We start from the raw sequence: 18128 nt of genomic DNA, 5'->3' as shown, positions 1-18128 counted from the left end.
GGGTTAAGTTGGAATTGAGGTGCAATAAGTCACCGGAAATTAGCATTGGTTTAAAAGATTATAATCGTGATAAAATGTCATTAAACCAATCCTTTTGTTTCGCTCCCAAAGACGATCAACATAATCATTTTGTACTTTTCCCCTAATTTACCCCTTAAGATAGTGAACGCCTTAGTGATTTGGGCTTCCACTGTTTTAATGGAGACGTTCAGGTGTTCAGATATTTCAATGTTGGTAAGACCTTCTTTTTTGCTTAGGATAAATACCTTTTGACATTTAGGGGGTAGATTTTCTATTTCAGTGTTCACGATGGTAATCATCCGAACGATCATGTTCTCATCGGTTTCCTCTACAACCTCCCCCAACGACTCTAAATATTTATGTTGTAATAACATCATCGCCTTATTCTTTTGATAGCTGTTTATGAATTCATTGTAGACGGCCTTGTATAAAAAACTTTGAATGGAAAATTGTGTTTTTAGTTTTTTACGTGATTTCCATGTTTTAAGGAATACGTTTTGCACAATATCCTTAGCTTGGTCTTGGTCACTGACCAATGTTAGGGCATAGGCATTTAATCTTCTGTGATAGGTGTCCAAAAGGAACATATAGGCCTTTTCGTTCCCGTTTACAAGGTTCTGTATTAAAATGGCATTATCATCAAAATTCATTAAAACATAATTATATGGCAAAATAATACTAAAAATAATATGATGATGAAAAAATAATACGATAAAAAGTTAGGGTATGGTAATTCTGTCTTGTAATATAAAAAAGAATGTGTAGAAGATGATTCCCTCAAAAATGGAAAACCTCATTGTGAAATTTCTCAACCAATCCTCCAATTCGGAAGATTTGGATGTGCTTAATGGTTGGATAGAAGATGAGGAAAATCAACTAATTTTTAAGGATTTTATAAAAACGCATTTTGCGATTACTTTGGCTATGAACGACTCCGATATAAATAAAATTAAAGAGGTGCTCCAAAAAGAGATTAGAAAAGAAAAACAGGGCTTAAAAGGACGACGATTATTATCGGTAATGAAATATGCGGCAATTGCTATATTTTTTATTGGTGTTGGTATCTTTTGGCAGCAAGGTATTTATCAAAAAAGTGAAAACAATGTTATAGTACCTAGAACGGACGCAATTACACTGGAATTGGAAAATGGAAATGTAGAAGTTATCTCCGAAGATGGGTCTTCCCAAGTTATGGATTCCAAAGGTAAGGTAGTAGGTGTCCATCAGGGAAATAAACTTGTCTACGAAGAGGGCGCTGATGTGAAATTGGTCTATAGTACTTTAAGAGTGCCCAATGGCAAACAATTTCATGTTGTGCTGTCCGATGGTACCAATGTTCATTTAAATTCAGGGAGTTCAATTAAGTATCCAATTAGTTTTTTAAAAGGACAGCAGCGTCAGGTCTTTTTATCAGGAGAGGCCTTTTTTGATGTGGCCCATGATAAAGAACATTCTTTCGTAGTTAACGCGCAAGAGCTCAATATCAAGGTATACGGCACCAAATTTAATGTATCCAACTATCAGGAGGATAGTAATACTGAAGTTGTTTTGGTGGATGGTTCGGTAAGTCTTATGGAGTCTAATGGGGCAATATCCAGGAAAGGGGAAGTTTTATTGGAGCCAGGTTTTATGGGCGTCTTTAATAAGTCGGATAATAATATTTCCAAGGAAGAGGTGAACACTGCCATATATACCTCTTGGATGAATGGAAATTTAGTTTTTAGAAATATTTCGTTCGAAAATATTATACATAAACTTGAGCGACATTACAATGTAGTTATCATAAACAATAACAAAAAATTGGCATCCGAAACTTTTAATGCTACTATTGAAACTGAACATGAGACCATTGAGCAAGTATTTAACTACTTCAACAAGGTTTATCAAATTGAATACAAAATTATAGAAAACAAAATAATAATCAATTAAACCAGAATACTTATGGAAAAACCAAGTGAGTCAAATTAATCGCTTTTGCAATTTTTGATATTCCTAGAAATCAGAAATAAAAAAATCGGAAAATGCTGTAACATTTCCCGATTTCGTAAAGTGATTACAACAAAGAAAGTATAACCACTAGTAAACATTCAAAATTATGAAAAAACCAACAAAGTCCGAGGGAATAATCCCTTGGCGCTTAAAATTAGATTTAAAAATGAAGTTATCACTTCTTTTTTTAATTACCGTAACCTTTGTAATGCAGGCCAATTCGTCGTATTCACAGAAAACTAAAATATCCTTGGATCTTGGAAACGCCACTATGGAAGAGGTTATCGATCAGATTGAGGCCAATACCGAGTTCAAGTTCATATTCAACACTAAGACGGTGGATTTAAATCGTAGAGTTTCTATTAACGTTAAAAAAGTTTCTATAAATCGGGTTTTGGAACTACTTTTCGGCAAGGAAGGCATTAATTATGAGGTAGATGATCGTAAAATATTACTTACGAAACTTAAAATACAGGCTTCAGTGATTGAAGATAGCCAGAAAGTAAATTCAAAAACACCCCAGATTCAGGTGTCAGGCACTATAACGGATCAAGATGGAAATCCGCTACCTGGTGCGAACATTGTGGAGAAAGGCACCTCCAATGGTGTTACGGCGGATTTTGATGGTAATTTTACTATTGAAGTAGCCAATGAAAATGTGACCCTTGTTGTTTCGTACATTGGATATGCGACCAAGGAGATCCCTCTTAACGGACAAACAAATCTTACCGTTACTTTAGAGGAAGATGCTGCAGGTTTGGATGAAGTTATTGTGGTTGGTTACGGAACAGTTCGCAAGAAAGATTTAACTGGTTCGGTTTCTTCGGTTAAGGGCGTCGATTTGGAGAAAACACCTTCTAACACTTTTGTTCAAGCCTTGCAGGGTAAGGCCTCTGGTGTGGATGTCAGGGCTGCTTCCAATGCGCCTGGTGGGGGAATCCGAATTAGAGTAAGAGGTACTAATTCAATAAACGCTTCTAGTCAGCCACTTTATGTAGTTGATGGATTTCCAATAGATAATGGTAACACCACTCCAGAAGCTGGAGGCAATAGAGCTTCAGCCAGTGATCCGCTAACAAGTATTAGCCCGGGAGAAATAGCCTCGATCGAAGTTTTGAAAGATGCTTCGGCTACTGCCATTTATGGTGCTAGGGGGGCAAATGGCGTTGTAATAGTTACAACCAAAAGGGGAAGTGTTGGTAAGGCCAAAATAGATTTTGAATATTCGACAGGTGTAAGTACAGTAAGAAAAAAATTAGATTTAGCGAACGCAGAGGAGTTGGCCATTTTAACAAATGAATGGGCCACTAATAACAATCAACCACTTATTTATGACGGTATAAATAAACCAATGCCAGAAGAACTTGGAGAAGGTACTGATTGGCAAGATCAAATATTTAGAACCGCAATCACCAATAATTACGGCCTTACAGTTTCAGGCGGTCGGGAAGGTACTCGATATTTGGTTTCGGGTAGTTATATGGATCAAGATGGTATAATTATCGAATCTAACTTTAAACGGGCAGGATTAAAATTTAATCTAGATCAAGATTTGGGAGAAAGACTAAAATTTGGAATGAACACCAATATTACAAGAACTATTAATGATGCTGTGGATTCAGATGGTGGAGGTTATCAAAATGACACACCACTTTGGAATGCCCTAGCTACCACACCTGTAATTCCTGTAACCGATAGTGAGGGGAATTATGTTCATAATCATGATGAAACCGTAAAGGTTCTCGAGAATCCTGTTTCTATAGCCAAAACACGTACAGACATTACTTATAATACACGTATTCTAAGTAATGCTTTTTTGCAATATGAGCTGTTCAATGGTTTTTCTTTTAAGGCCAATTTTGGTGCTGATTTAATTAATTCTAAACGGAACGCTTACACACCCACAACAGCAGAAACACAAGCACTACCCAATAATGGTATTGCTTCAATAGGTAATGTTCAGAGAACCAATTTGTTGGCTGAATATACCTTTAACTACAACAAGAGTTTTGGCGACCTGCATCGCTTGGATGCGGTTATAGGGTATACTTTCCAAACCAACAAATTGGAAAGTGCGTTCTCCCGTACAGACGATTTTTTTACAGATTTAGTGCAGTTTAATAATTTAGAGCTTGGTTCGGATCCGCGACCCTCAAAAAGTGGAGCAACGGAAACCGCTTTACTATCTTATTTGGGAAGGGCCAATTATGTATTTGACAATAAATATATAGCTACAGCATCAATTCGTAGGGACGGATCTTCGAAATTTGGAAATGGTAAAAAATGGGGTGTTTTCCCTTCGGGGGCGCTGGCATGGCGATTGGTAGAGGAAGATTTTATTAAGGACCTAAACGTGTTCAGTGCGTTAAAACTAAGAGGAAGTTATGGTTTAACAGGCAACGAGTCTATTGGAGCCTATAATTCCTTGGCGCTTTACGCAGCAACCGGACAACCTATTATTGGAGGTGTTCCTGTTGTCGGCCTAGCTCCCAATCGAATCAACAACCCAGATTTAAAATGGGAGCGTACCAAACAGACTGACCTCGGCCTTGAAATGGGTTTCCTTGATGGAAGTTTGAATTTGGAAGCAGGTTATTATGTAAAAACCACTGAAGACCTTTTATTAAGTGTAGCCATACCAACCCAATCAGGTTATGCTACAAGTGTACAAAATATTGGAAAAGTAGAAAACAGGGGCTTTGAGTTTGATCTTGGCTACAACCATAATTTTGGAAAACTGTCATGGAGCTCCAATTTCAACATTTCCTTTAATCGAAATAAACTTCTGGAACTTCCTGATGGGACAGAAGAGCTAATTAATGGAATTGGTAGGGGCGAGACGGGTTATGGTTATTCAATAGCTCGTGTAGGCAAACCATTAGGCCAGTTTTTTGGTTATCGTTTTGAGGGAATCTGGGAATCGGAAGAAGATATTATAGCTGCAGGTAATACTGTTGGGGGTGTAAATAGGGTAGGACTGCCAAAATATAGGGATCTGAATGGTGATGGATTTAAGACAAATTTGGATGATAGAGAAGTGGTAGGTGATCCCAATCCAGATTTCATATATGGATTCACCAATACTTTTTCATATAATAATCTCAATCTTTCCATCTTTATTAATGGAAGTCAAGGGAACGACGTGGCTAATATGAACACTATTGGCCTATACGCCCAGCCCCAAAAACACAATGTACTGCAAAAAGCATTTGATGAACGATGGACCGGTCCCGGATCAGGAAATACCATTGAGGCACCTCTGACTAATGCAGGTGAGTGGAAGAATTTCAGCGATAGAAACGTAGAGGATGGTTCATATCTGAGAGTTAAAACAATAAATCTCTCCTATAACCTTCCAATTGATCAACTTGGCTTGGATTGGTGCAGAAGCGCGCAACTTTTTATTGCTGCTGATAATCTAATTACCATTACCAATTATTCAGGTTTTGACCCGGAAGTGGATTTATATGCCACTAACAATGTTAGTTTTGGCGTTGACAATGGTGCCTATCCGTCGTCAAGAAGCTTTAGGTTGGGTGTAAAATTGGGCTTTTAATTTAAAGAGGAAAATATCATGAAAAATATAAAATATACAATAAGTATTTTGATTACGTTCGCATTGTTCTTGACATCATGTGAAAGTTATCTTGAAGAGAATCCAGCAGGAAACATAAGTATAGCAAATTTTTATTCCTCTGAAGATGATGCCATTGCAGGATTGTATGGTGTTTATAATTCCGTATATAGCTTATACGGCAACATGGCCATTAATTATGGAGAGGTAAATGCTGACAATGCAACTGTCTCGCCCAATGTATCTGATTTATTCGAGTGGGATGAGTTTACTTATAATAATGGTCTTACTGAAGGATTTTGGAGTTCTGCGTATGATGGAATTAATTTAGCCAATGAAGTAGCACTATTTACGTCAGAAATTGATTTTGATTCGGATAAGAAAGCCGATATTGTCTCAGAGGCTAAAGCGCTTCGAGCCCTCTTTTATTGGCATTTAGTCCGGGCTATGGGAGGAGTGCCAATTTATGAGACCCCGACTGTAGGCTTTGATGAGGTAGATGCTCCTAGGGCTTCCGTTGATGAAGTTTATAGTTTGATCATAAGGGATCTGACAGAAGCCGCCTTGGAGTTACCAACCACTAGTGCGGCCGGAAGATTTAATGCTCATATTGCGGATGCATTACTGGCTAGAATATATCTTTATAGAGGTGATTTTCCAAATGCCTTGAAGCACTCTAAAAATGTAATTGACTCAGGTGATTATGACCTTTTTACGGATTATGCCAATGCGTTTAAAACAGAAAATAATAACGGTATAGAACATGTTTATCAAATTCAGTATTTAAGCGGCGAAAGAAATAACAATATTCCAGGTTCGTTTGGTCCAAGAGCACTACCTGGGCAATATGGTAATTCTTTTTGGGCTAATACTGTGGTGGGTGGTTCAATTGCGCCTAGTGAAGAGTTTAATGCTGAAAACCCAATATCATATCGCCGATCCGTTACTATAGCAGATAGCTATGAACATATTGACGGGGTTACAGGTACCATAACCATGGAAGAGGCTTACGGTCCTGGGGTCTATCCTTTCTATGTGAGCAAATTTGATGATCGTGCAAAGGAGTTACAATCAGGAGTTAATTTCAATGTTATTAGGTATGCGGATGTTTTGTTAATTGCTTCCGAGGCCTTAAATGAAGTGGATCCAGCAGATAATCTAAAGTATGTGTGGATTAACAAAGTACGTGAAAGGGCACGAAATGGAATAGAATCCGATCTTCCCGATTTATCCAGCCTGTCACAAGATGACTTCAGGACTGCAGTTTTGGACGAAAGGAGATTTGAGTTGGCATTTGAAGGGCAAAGAGCATGGGATCTAAAACGAAGAGGTCTGTTTTTGAGCGTAATGCGGGCACAGGGCAAGAATGTTGAGGACTTTAAGCTGCTCTTTCCGATTCCTGACAATCAAATTCGCTTAAACACCAATTTAACTCAAAATCCAGGTTGGTAAGATTACTTTTTGTATGTATTCAAATGATGTTTAGTGGATGTTTTAATTAAGAAATTTAGGCTGGGGAGATTAAAATTTCCTCAGCCAATAATTTTGTTTTGAAAAAGTTGAAAACAGGGTTTTTTCATTTCTAATCTTTATTTTTTTAACTTCACAATTGTATTCGAAAGATGTTTTTTTGAGTTCTTGACGTGCTTTTTTTAAAAAAGTACTTGCTTTAAAGATAAATGTTGTAATATGAAATTAGTTAAAATTTGTGTTATTGGCACCTTATTTTTGGTGAGTTGTTCAGAAGGTAAAAAAAAATCGGAAGTCATTCCATCGGAAAAAGAAAGGCCCAATATCATCCTACTAATGGCAGATGACCAGGGCTGGGGCGATATGGCCTATAATGGACATCCCCACCTAAAAACTCCCAATTTGGATGCCATGGCGGCCAATGGGGCGGTTTTTGAACGTTTCTATGCTGCTTCGGCCGTATGTTCCCCGACACGTGGGAGCGTAATGACGGGTAGACATCCACTGCGCTATGGAATTTGCCATGCCAATTGTGGCCATATAAAACCTGAGGAAATCACCTTGGGGGAAATGGTTAAAGGTCTTGGCTACACTACAGGCCATTTTGGTAAGTGGCATTTGGGTACCCTTACCCGCGATATTGTGGAGGCCAATAGGGGAGGAAGGGAGAAATTTGATGGAGATTATGCCCCACCTTGGGAACATGGCTTCGACGTTAGTTTTGTAACGGAATCCAAAGTGCCCACGTTGGACCCTATGTTAACGCCACCGCAATCAGCGGGGGATGTCAATGAGGACTTAAAGGAAGGGGAACATTTCAATACCTCTTACTGGACCGGGCCCGGCCAAATTGCCAAGGAAAATTTGGAAGGGGACGACTCAAGGGTAATCATGGATAGGGCCATCCCATTTATAGAAAATGCGGTAAGGAGCGATAAGCCATTTTTAAGTATTATTTGGTTTCATACTCCCCATTTGCCTGTTCTGGCAGGAGAAGATGACCGAAAACCCTATGCCGACCTTTCCGAAGACCAGCAACATTATTATGGGGTTGTAACCGCCTTGGATAAGCAAGTGGGGCGTTTGCGGGAAAGATTGAAGGAATTGGGTATTGCCGAAAATACGGTACTCTTTTACACCAGCGACAATGGTCCCGAGGGAAAATCGGTCACCGGTAGGACCCAAGGCCTTACCAACGGACTCACAGGTAGAAAAAGAAGCCTGCACGAAGGGGGAATCCGGGTTCCAGGTATCATGGAGTGGGAAGGAAATATACGGCCTGGAACAAAGGTTGATATACCATGCTTTACTTCCGATTATTTTCCGACCATCGCGAATATCCTAGGGGTAGACCTTAAGAAAAATAAAAGGCCCTATGATGGGGTTGATATATTGCCTATGGTAAAAGGTGAAATAAAGGCAAGGAAGGAGCCTTTGGCCTTTGATTTTCAAGGCCAAGCGGCCCTGATAGATAATGATTATAAGATTTATAGCGATGATGGCGGACAGCACTTCGCTCTTTATAATATCGGGAACGATATTGGCGAGAATAGGAATCTTGTGGATGAGCAGCCTGAAAAGTTAAAAGAAATGGTCGCCTATTGGAATCAATGGAAGGATTCCCAAGGGACTAGTGCCCTTGGGAAGGATTATTGATTACTTTAGGGCTAGGACAATTGTGGAACTGCTCCATTGAAGAATAGTTGAGAATTAATTTTACATCAAACCAAAAATTACCAATATGAGATTACTTTATTGCATTCCATTACTGAGTATCCTTCTTCTTGGATCCTGCAAACCAACTGGATCTGAAAAAGATAATAAAGCTGGAGAAAAACCCAATATTATTTTTCTGTTCGCCGATGACCAGACCTTTGAAAGTATCAGGGCCTTGGGCTTTGAGGAGGTCCATACCCCTAATTTGGATCGCTTGGTAAATGGTGGCACTTCCTTTACGCATGCCTATAATATGGGCGGTTGGAACGGCGCCATCTGCGTAGCATCACGGGCCATGATCATTTCCGGTTCCTATATTTGGAATGCCCAGGAAAAAAGTGAATTATGGTCCAAGGGAGATTCAACCGCTTTGAACCAGACCTGGAGCAGATTGTTACAAAAGCAGGGTTATGATACCTATATGACGGGCAAATGGCATGTACAGGCACCTGCTGGAACTATTTTCAATGAGGCTCAGCATATCCGTCCGGGCATGCCCCGAGATCACGCCAACCAACTGGATGCTTCCATAAAAAAATGGAAAGAGGAATCTGGTAATATGAAGGATTGGAATGATTATATGCCTTTGGGCTATGGCAGGCCTACGGGTCCTGACGATACCGAGTGGTCTCCTACCGATACCTTACAAGGTGGCTTTTGGGAAGGTGGTAAACACTGGAGCGAAGTAGTCCGTGACGATGCACTGTCCTTTTTGGAAACGGCAAAGCAAAAGGAGGACCCCTTCTTTATGTATCTGGCCTTTAACGCCACCCATGATCCAAGACAGGCACCACAACGCTTTTTAGATATGTATCCACTGGAAAATATAAAGGTACCTGAGAATTTCTTGCCTGAATATCCATGGAAAGATGATATGGGAAACCCACCTGGTCTTAGGGACGAGGCGCTGGCCCCATTTCCAAGGACGGAATATGCGGTGAAGGTACACCGACAGGAATATTATGCCCTATTGAGCCATATGGACGAGCAGATCGGGATAATATTGGATTCCTTGGAGGCTTCTGGGAAAATGGATAATACCTATATCTTTTTCGGTGCGGACCATGGACTTTCTGTAGGGCATCACGGCTTAATAGGAAAGCAAAGTATGTTCGATCATAGCGTGAGAATACCCATGATGGTTGTGGGCCCAGGTATTCCCAAGGGCAAGCTTTTGGGTCAGGATGTATATTTACAGGATATAATGGCCACCACCCTTGATTTGGCAGGAGTAGAAAAGCCGGATTATGTTCAGTTCAATAGTTTTATGGATATCATAAAAGGGGAAAGAACTGAGAGCCATTACAACGGAGTCTACGGAGCCTACATGGAGGTGCAGCGTATGATACGCAAGGATGGTTTTAAACTCCTGATTTATCCGAAAATTGAGAAGGTGCTTTTATTCGATTTGGAAAAAGATCCCAATGAAATGAACGATCTGGCCGATAATCCCGAGTATACGGAAAAGGTCAAAACACTTTTTACAGACCTATTGGAACTTCAAAAAACCATGGACGATAAATTGGACATACAAGAAATTTACAAGAAAATTCTAAAAAAATCTTAATCAAATTTTATGAACAAAGTCTGTTTGTCATTTATCCTAGTGTTGTTATTTAGTAGTAATTGTGCATAATCATTAGCTTGCGAGAAAGATGTACTTGAAACGGCAGTAATTGTAAGGAATTGCACTGGTACGTATCTTCGTCAGGGTGGAAGAGATTTTCATGTTTGCAATACCGATAAAATTGAATCCTTTTCCAATGGTGAAACTGTATCGGTAACATTCAAAAAAATTGGCACATGTAACGCGGCGATCGGCTTAATCGTTTGTGATATGTTTCACGAATCGCTCGGATGGATTGAAGTAGTAAGAATAAACTAAGTGTAAGCTTCCATGAAAATATCGAATTTTGTAAGTTAAGGTAAGTTCTTAGCCTCTTTTTAAGAGTACCGTAAAAGGAACCTTTTTTGGAACTACCCCCTTTTCTAAAATTGTTTTATTTATCGGCCGTTTTATGGGACTAAAAATAGACAACTCCATTCTTTTTCCTGACTTGCTATTGCCGATAAATTTTAAGTTGAACAATTGTTTACCATAATTGGTTATCCAGTAAATTTCAACCCTGTATTTAATTCCTTTAATAGAAAAATAACATAAAAAATGTCTTTAAAGTGTATCTTCAATTAATGAATACAAATGCTTTTTTGAAAACAATTTTGATTTTAATTCTTTTGAGTGGATGTGATACTCTTTTTCCAACGGAATTTTGTAAAAATGAATTACAACTTTTAAAAGGCAATTCGGATGATATTATAAAAATAGATTTAGGGTTGGTACGAACTGATTTAATAAATTCAATCCAATCACAAACAGCCTTGGATTTATGTACAGGCCCCATATTAAATACAAAAATAAACATTAAAAATCAAGAATTTGAGTTTTCCCTTCTTGTTCTCAATGAATGTGGGGGGAATACAACACTTCCGAACGTTATTAGAATTCTATTGACTCAAGATGACATGATCATCAACAATCATTCCGTTACACATAAAAAGGATTTTGATTTCGTTTTAGAGGATGTAACAGAAAAACTAAGAGGTTTGGTACCTTTTAAAGAGGTTATCTATTTAATAGATTGGGAGATTGGAATGGATTGGGAACAAATTAAATCTCAAATTGTACTAGTTCTAAAAGGAATTACGAATTATTCCAATGAACTTTCTTTTAAAAAGTTTAATGCACCTATATGCGAACTGAACCCCCATCAGTTAGAATTTATCGATTTAGAATTTAAAGGGATTCTTGGAATAGCCGATTATTCAAATCGAACCTTACCGAACGCTCCACAAGTTAAAGAAATGAAATAAAGCAATATACGGGACCGGTCATAGTTGCGGCTTTAAGCTTTAATCGAAACTTACTCAAGAGACCAAAAAATTAGGGAATTATACTTGAAACCAAGAAATTGCGGATTTAGATTCTCAGAATTTGCCGGAAATGGAACTAATAAGCCCTGTTATTACATGGTACACCCAGGAAATCTCTACATCTTTTGGAATCCAAACTTTTGACGGGTTGCCCGGCCTAACGTTAGAGTTGATCACAAAATATGACGACGGAATAATTATGTACAATTCTACTAAAATAGAACTGTACCCCCAAGAAGAAATAAAAATTCAAAAACTGAAAGGGAAAAAAGTGTCCGAACAAGAATATAAAGCATTGATAGAACGATTGAATAATGCCAGAAAGGGTCAACGACAATAGGTCAAAGTCTCTAAAATAGGTGAAATCATAAATGTGTTATTCGTTAGTTCTGTTTCTGTTTACGCAGGGAAATAACAGGACACCTATTTAAATGGTACTGTTTTTGTTAGTTAAGAATCCCATAGGCCAATCACCTACGAATTGGTGAAAACAAAGATAACACCAGCGGATGAAATTTCCACTTCAAAGGTCAAGAGTGGCGAATGTTGACAAGAAGTAACCCGTTAATCGGCAAGCCCATTAATTACAAGTGAGCTTGCTTTATATAAATATGATAATGAGAAAAATAATTATTCTAATTTTGGTTTTTGGTTCGGTATTCAAAATTCATTCCCAGGAGTTCAAAGCAAAAATCACCTATCAAGCAACCTTGAACAACGATGATTTTTATGTACGTTTAGCTAAAGACTCTACACTTACCAAAATAGAAAGGGAAACCCAAATAGAAGACATCTCCACAACAAGGTCCATGAACTTTCATTTATTTATATCGGGAACAGAAGGCTTGTACCAGGCCGAATATGATCTGCCCACCCAAAGGAGCATGGGGTTTAAATCCAATAGAACTGGAAGAATTGCCCGGGGCGGCAATATTTATTACACAAATTTGGAAACCAAAGAAAAGTTTTATCAAAGTTTTTGGACAATGGAAGTTTTGGTGGATTTGAAAAAAGTTAATTGGAAACTTACCCAAGAGACCAAAAAAATAGGGGATTATACGTGTTATAAGGCAATTGCCGATGAGGATTCTCAAAATATACCACAAATGAAACTAATAGGCCCGGTCGTTGCTTGGTATGCCCCAGAGATCCCCACCCCTTTTGGAATCCAAAATTTTAGTGGATTACCAGGATTAACGTTGGAGCTAATAACAGACTATGAGGATGGAAAAGTTTTTTATATCGCCACAAAAATAGAACTTAACCCCGAGGAAGAAATCAAGATAAAAAAACCTAAGGGGAAAAACGTGTCCGAACAAGATTATGTAGCACTGATTGAAAGATTAAATAATGCCAGAAAAGGTCAACGACAATAGATCATATTCACCATAATTGATGAAGAACAACCTTATTCTATTCAGTAGTTTTCTTTTTTGTGTTGAAATATATGCACAAGTCGTTACTTTAAGCGGTACTGTATCCGATAGTTTAAACATTACCTTAGCCTACTTAACCTTAATTGTAAAACGGAAGACGAGAACTATAAGACGCGATTTAAACTTCTAAATTTCAGAAGTAATGGCTATTTAAAAATAAGTGAAACACTAATTGGTAAGCCCATTACTAACAAATAGGCTTGTTATAAAACCTCCAAAATGAAACAAATAATTGTTGTATTGGCACTGTTATTGTCGTTTAATTTTGCCTATACCCAAATTTTAAAAGGAAAGGTTACCTATCAAGCAACTTTAAATAACGATGATTTCTACAATCGTTTGATTAAGGATACTATAATGACACAAACAAGAAAAAAATTACACTTGGAGACAATTTCTTCTACTTATCCATCGAAATTTCATTTAATGATAAATGGCAATGAGGCTTTATATCAGGCTGAGTACGATCCAGCGACAAAAGTGAGAATAGGATATAAGCCCAATAGGACGGATCGTGTAGCTCAACATGAGAATATATATTATTCAGACTTGGAAACAAATGAGAAGTTTTATGAGAGTTTTTGGACAAAGGGCGTTTTGGTAAACTTGAATGAAATTGATTGGACATTAACACAAGAGACAAAAAAAATTGGAGTATATATATGTTATAAAGCTACGGCAATCATAAGTTCAGAACAACTATTTGGCATGAATTTCATGAGCCCTATTATTGCTTGGTACACACCTCAAATTCCGGTATCTTTTGGTATTAAAGAGTTTGCAGGGTTACCAGGTTTGACCTTGGAACTATTAGCAGATTATGAGAATGGAAAAGTATTTTATACCGCCACAAAAATAGAACTGAACCCAGAAGAAGAAATCAATATAAAAAAACCGAAAGGGAAAAAAGTGTCCGAACAGGAGTATATAGCATTGATAGAGAGATTAAATAATGCCAGAAAAGTTCAACGCCAATAGATCATAGTCTTTATAATTGATGAAGAACAACGTTATATTATTCATTGGTCTCCTTTGTTGTTTTGGGGCCAATGCACAGGTCGTTACTTTAAGCGGTTCTGTTACCGATAGTTTGAAAACCCCCTTGGCCTATTCGACCTTGATTGCGAAACCGGCGGACAGTGACCAGTCGATGCAATTTACGGCCACCAACGATCAGGGAAAATATACGTTGGAACTTTATAAGGATTTGGAGTATACCATTTCAGTAAGTATGCTCGGTTTTAAAACGTTGGATCTTGCCTATACCCCTTTAGAAGATTTTGAGAAGAATATTGTGTTGATCGAAGATGTAACGCAATTGGATGCGGTTACCGTAGTAATGGAACTGCCCATTTCCATTAAAAAGGATACCATTATTTATAGGACAGACAAATTCGTTACAGGTGAGGAACGAAAGCTTAAGGATATATTGGAAAAATTACCAGGTATCGAGGTAGATAAAGATGGCACTGTCACTAGCCAAGGCAAGAAAGTGACCCATGTACTGGTCGAAAATAAAAGTTTTTTTGGGGGAAACAGCAAATTGGCGGTAGACAACATCCCCGCCAATGCCGTACACGAAGTAGAGATCATCGATGACTACAACGAAATATCTTTTTTAAAAGGAATGACGCAAACGGACAATATGGCCATGAACATTAAATTAAAGAAAGATAAAAAGAATTTTGTTTTCGGGGATATCGAAGCGGGCAAGGGAAATGAAAGTTTTTATAAGGCCCATGCCAACCTATTTTATTACCATCCGGAACTCAATATTAATTTTATCGGAGGGCTGAACAACAATGGCGAAAAAACATTTACATATAAAGACTATCAAAATTTTATGGGAGGTCCTTCCAACGTCTTCAATGCTAGGGACGTGGCGGAAAGAAAGACAATTTCAGATGCGATAGAAGTTACCGATGTAACCAAGAGCGAGAACAAGGTGGGGGCCTTAAACATCACTAAAGCATTAAACGATAAAATAGACCTTTCCAGTTATTTGATTTTTTCCGGTTCCAAGAACGAAAACCTGGTCGAGACGACCAATGATTATATTCTACCCGACAACAGTTTTTTGGAAAATGTCACGAACATGGGTTCCATCCATAAAAAATTGGGACTTGGCAAGGTCAAGCTTACCTATGTTCCCAATACTTTGGAACAATGGTCCTTGGACATAATGGCCAAGGGAACGGACAATACCGATGGGGCCTCTATTTTATCTACCATCGGTACAGAGGAACAATCTTTTAAAAGTGTGGACAATTCCGAGGATACCTATGTCAACGGAAACATGGAATGGCATAAAAAATTATCTACCAAACATGCTTTCTCTTCAAGTGGCAATTTTGAATACGATAATAGTGGTTCAAACATTTTTTGGGATACCAACAGGGCCATTTCGGAGGGTATCGTTCCGCTCGAACCCGATGACATCTATAGGCTGGAATTGCTACGTCAAATCCAAAATAGGACAGCAAGCGGGATATTTAAACATTATTGGAACATTGATAATTTCAACCTATTGCATACCACCTTTGGTAACCAATATAGAGCGTATCGATTTGTTACCAATGATAGTCAACTATTGGATGATGGCACGGTAAATGATTTTGGGTCCAACGGTTTTGGGAATGATTTAAATTTCAGACTAAACGACCTGTATGCCGGGATATATTATAATGCCAGGGTGGGGAAATTTGAGTTTCACCAGAGCCTGTTCCTGCATAACTACTCATGGTCCATTGATCAGGCCAATGTCATCAAAAAGAATAAATGGGCATTGCTCCCAGATGTTTCCATAAGAAGGCGCTCTAGTTCTACGGGAAGTTTTCTTAGACTGGATTCGAGTTTAAGAAGTTCTTTTTCAGATGTAGCGAAGTTGGCCGGCAATTATTATCTACAATCCTACAATTCCGTTTATATCGGAAATAAAGATTTAGAAAATGAGCTACGTCATTATTCCAGTCTTACCTATTCTAGATTAAGTTTGTTAAGAGGTCTTTATACATTGGGCGTAATCAGTTATGAGTACAGGATAAATGGTATTACCAGCTCAATTATTACAGAGGATCAAGATAGGCTTACGTCACCGTTCAGACTTAGTGCACCGAACCAAAATTTAAATGGTACAGTAATAGCTAAAAAGAGCACCAAAAATTTCAAATATAGTTTAACGACCAGATTAAACTCATCCAGGTCGTCCCGACAGATCAATGGGACCATTTCGGAATATAAAAATACTACGGGTTCCTATAGACTTTCAGCACAGACCCTGCACAAAAAATTTCCAATTATTGAAGTTGGATTTAAACAAAGTATCGGAAACTATGGTTCGAACAACAAAACTTTTAATTTTCTAACGAATGAACCCTTCATTTCATTTGAATACGACTTCTTGAAGAATTTTATAGGTTCCTTTGATTATACACATTATAACTACCAGAACAGATCGACGGATTTAACCAATGCTTTTAGCATTGGCAATGCATCCCTTTCCTATGGCAAGGAGAGTAGCGCATGGGATTTTAAAGTATCCGTACAGAACCTTTTTGATGTTAGGTCTAAGAACCAAAATAGTTTTAATGTTTTTGTTGTTTCGGACCAAAATACCTTTGTCCTGCCTAGAATCGTGATGTTTTCCCTTATTTACAAGCTTTAGATTCCCCATTTTTGGATAGTTCCCTTAAAGGAACCTTTTTTGGAACACACATCTTTCTAAAATCGTTTCATTTATCTGCCGTTTTACGGGACTATTATATTTCACTAAAATGCATTAATTTAGTTGTGTTCGTACACTAATTTTGAATGTCGTAGGAAAATTCAGCGGGTATTTTCAATAGGTTCAGTTTCTTTTACTAAATTAGTTGTTAGACTCAACATCTGACAATGCTCAAACAAATTGTAAGTATTAAAAACAATCACATGAAAATAAAATTTTCTCTATTGATTATCACATTGCTTCTTTTTAGTTGTAATGAAAAAAAAGAAGACAAAATGAAATATGCTGCAAACAATGAAATCGTAGAAGAATTTGATACAAAAAAATTCCCAATTCTTCTTGAAGCACTAGTATTAAAGCAAAATAAATCATACATGCAAGCAATTCAAAAATTCAATGATGCCGAAAGTGAATATGGCCCTATGATGCCTATTTACTTGAACAGAGGTGTTATTTATTATGAGTTGGAAAGGTCCGAGTTGGCATGTGCTGATTTAAAAAAGGCAAAAGACCTCGGATTCACCGAAAACTATGGAAGCAAAATAAATGCTTTGTCATCAAAATTTGAGTGTGCATTTTAACTTAAATTTGTAAAAAATGACATTGGAAACGGGAGATATAATCATTTTAGGTAATCTTCAATAAGTAAATATCGGTTCCGTCCAAAAGGAGTTATCATTTTGGTAATCAGCAGGCAACGATAACTTATTATGTCCGTTTTGAATTATAAGCAGTTATGGTGATTCTTATTTTTAATGCGCTAAAAAGCAAGTAAACCGCCCTGCTTTATAAGGTTTTCACTCTCATGTACCTATTAGCTTCTCGGCCAGATTCTTATCGATTTTTCAAAAAGGAGGAATTCATTTTACTAGTTTTCTATTTAATAGCATTAAAATTCTAATTTTTACATAATTCCGTAAATCGATTCATTTATCGGCAGTTTTATGGCACTGAAATTGGATTATTCCATTTTTAAATTTGATTTAAAAATTGGGATGAAATTTTCGGATAAACAATTGTTTGCCAAATGTCTGGTGTTAGGCAACCTTCACCATATAGGAGGGCGACTTTATTAAAAATAAGCTTATATTGGTTACTGACAAAATAGAAATATACTTACTGGGTACTATATCCAGTCGTTGTGTGGATGAGCCGGTCAAAGTGAACCACGTGTGCCGGATGAAAGTGAGCATAGCAAACTAGTTGCTCAAAATCGATTCCTTTGTGGTTAAATTTACTGTTTATTTTTTAATTTTTTACGCATTGA

At 37.6% G+C, this 18128-nt stretch carries 12 protein-coding genes; 11 read left to right on the top strand and 1 reads right to left on the bottom strand.

What is annotated here, in order from left to right; genetic code table 11:
* Window positions 1–80: 80 nt before the first annotated feature.
* Entirely contained in the window at window positions 81–671 is a 591-nt protein-coding gene (locus CWD90_RS21035) for an RNA polymerase sigma factor (protein ID WP_103478030.1), read from the bottom strand.
* 133 nt (window positions 672–804) lie between these two features.
* Here CWD90_RS21035 and CWD90_RS21030 point away from each other — a divergent pair, with 133 nt between their 5' ends.
* From CWD90_RS21030 to CWD90_RS20980, 11 genes are all read left to right on the top strand, one after another.
* Window positions 805–1950 carry a FecR family protein gene (locus tag CWD90_RS21030; protein ID WP_192878055.1) on the top strand — a complete coding sequence of 382 codons (1146 nt, stop codon included), beginning with the start codon at window positions 805–807 and terminating at the stop codon, window positions 1948–1950.
* Between the two features lie 166 nt (window positions 1951–2116).
* Window positions 2117–5566, top strand: coding sequence for a TonB-dependent receptor (locus CWD90_RS21025; protein ID WP_103478028.1), 3450 nt, complete (start codon window positions 2117–2119; stop codon window positions 5564–5566).
* An 18-nt stretch (window positions 5567–5584) separates the two neighbouring features.
* Window positions 5585–7036, top strand: coding sequence for a RagB/SusD family nutrient uptake outer membrane protein (locus CWD90_RS21020; RefSeq protein ID WP_103478027.1), 1452 nt, complete (start codon window positions 5585–5587; stop codon window positions 7034–7036).
* Window positions 7037–7273: 237 nt separating this feature from the next.
* Entirely contained in the window at window positions 7274–8710 is a 1437-nt protein-coding gene (locus tag CWD90_RS21015; protein ID WP_103478026.1) for a sulfatase family protein, read from the top strand.
* An 85-nt stretch (window positions 8711–8795) separates the two neighbouring features.
* Window positions 8796–10337: a sulfatase-like hydrolase/transferase gene (locus CWD90_RS21010; protein ID WP_103478025.1), complete on the top strand. Its 1542-nt coding sequence runs from the start codon at window positions 8796–8798 to the stop codon at window positions 10335–10337.
* A gap of 623 nt (window positions 10338–10960) precedes the next feature.
* Entirely contained in the window at window positions 10961–11641 is a 681-nt protein-coding gene (locus CWD90_RS21005; protein ID WP_103478024.1) for a hypothetical protein, read from the top strand.
* Between the two features lie 130 nt (window positions 11642–11771).
* Window positions 11772–12041, top strand: a complete 270-nt coding sequence (locus CWD90_RS21000) for a hypothetical protein (RefSeq protein WP_103478023.1) — start codon at window positions 11772–11774, stop codon at window positions 12039–12041.
* Window positions 12042–12318: 277 nt separating this feature from the next.
* Complete coding sequence (locus CWD90_RS20995; RefSeq protein WP_157941291.1) at window positions 12319–13077, top strand: GLPGLI family protein; 759 nt, start codon at window positions 12319–12321, stop codon at window positions 13075–13077.
* Between the two features lie 279 nt (window positions 13078–13356).
* Window positions 13357–14115 carry a GLPGLI family protein gene (locus CWD90_RS20990; protein ID WP_103478021.1) on the top strand — a complete coding sequence of 253 codons (759 nt, stop codon included), beginning with the start codon at window positions 13357–13359 and terminating at the stop codon, window positions 14113–14115.
* A gap of 19 nt (window positions 14116–14134) precedes the next feature.
* Entirely contained in the window at window positions 14135–16801 is a 2667-nt protein-coding gene (locus CWD90_RS20985; RefSeq protein WP_103478020.1) for a carboxypeptidase regulatory-like domain-containing protein, read from the top strand.
* Window positions 16802–17064: 263 nt separating this feature from the next.
* Window positions 17065–17442, top strand: a complete 378-nt coding sequence (locus CWD90_RS20980) for a tetratricopeptide repeat protein (RefSeq protein ID WP_157941290.1) — start codon at window positions 17065–17067, stop codon at window positions 17440–17442.
* Window positions 17443–18128: the final 686 nt, after the last annotated feature.

The sequence above is a fragment of the Arenibacter catalasegens genome (genome assembly GCF_002909235.1).
Classification (GTDB): domain Bacteria; phylum Bacteroidota; class Bacteroidia; order Flavobacteriales; family Flavobacteriaceae; genus Arenibacter; species Arenibacter catalasegens.
Note: the sequence above shows the minus strand (reverse complement) of the source record. Positions and strands in the feature narration are given on the sequence as shown.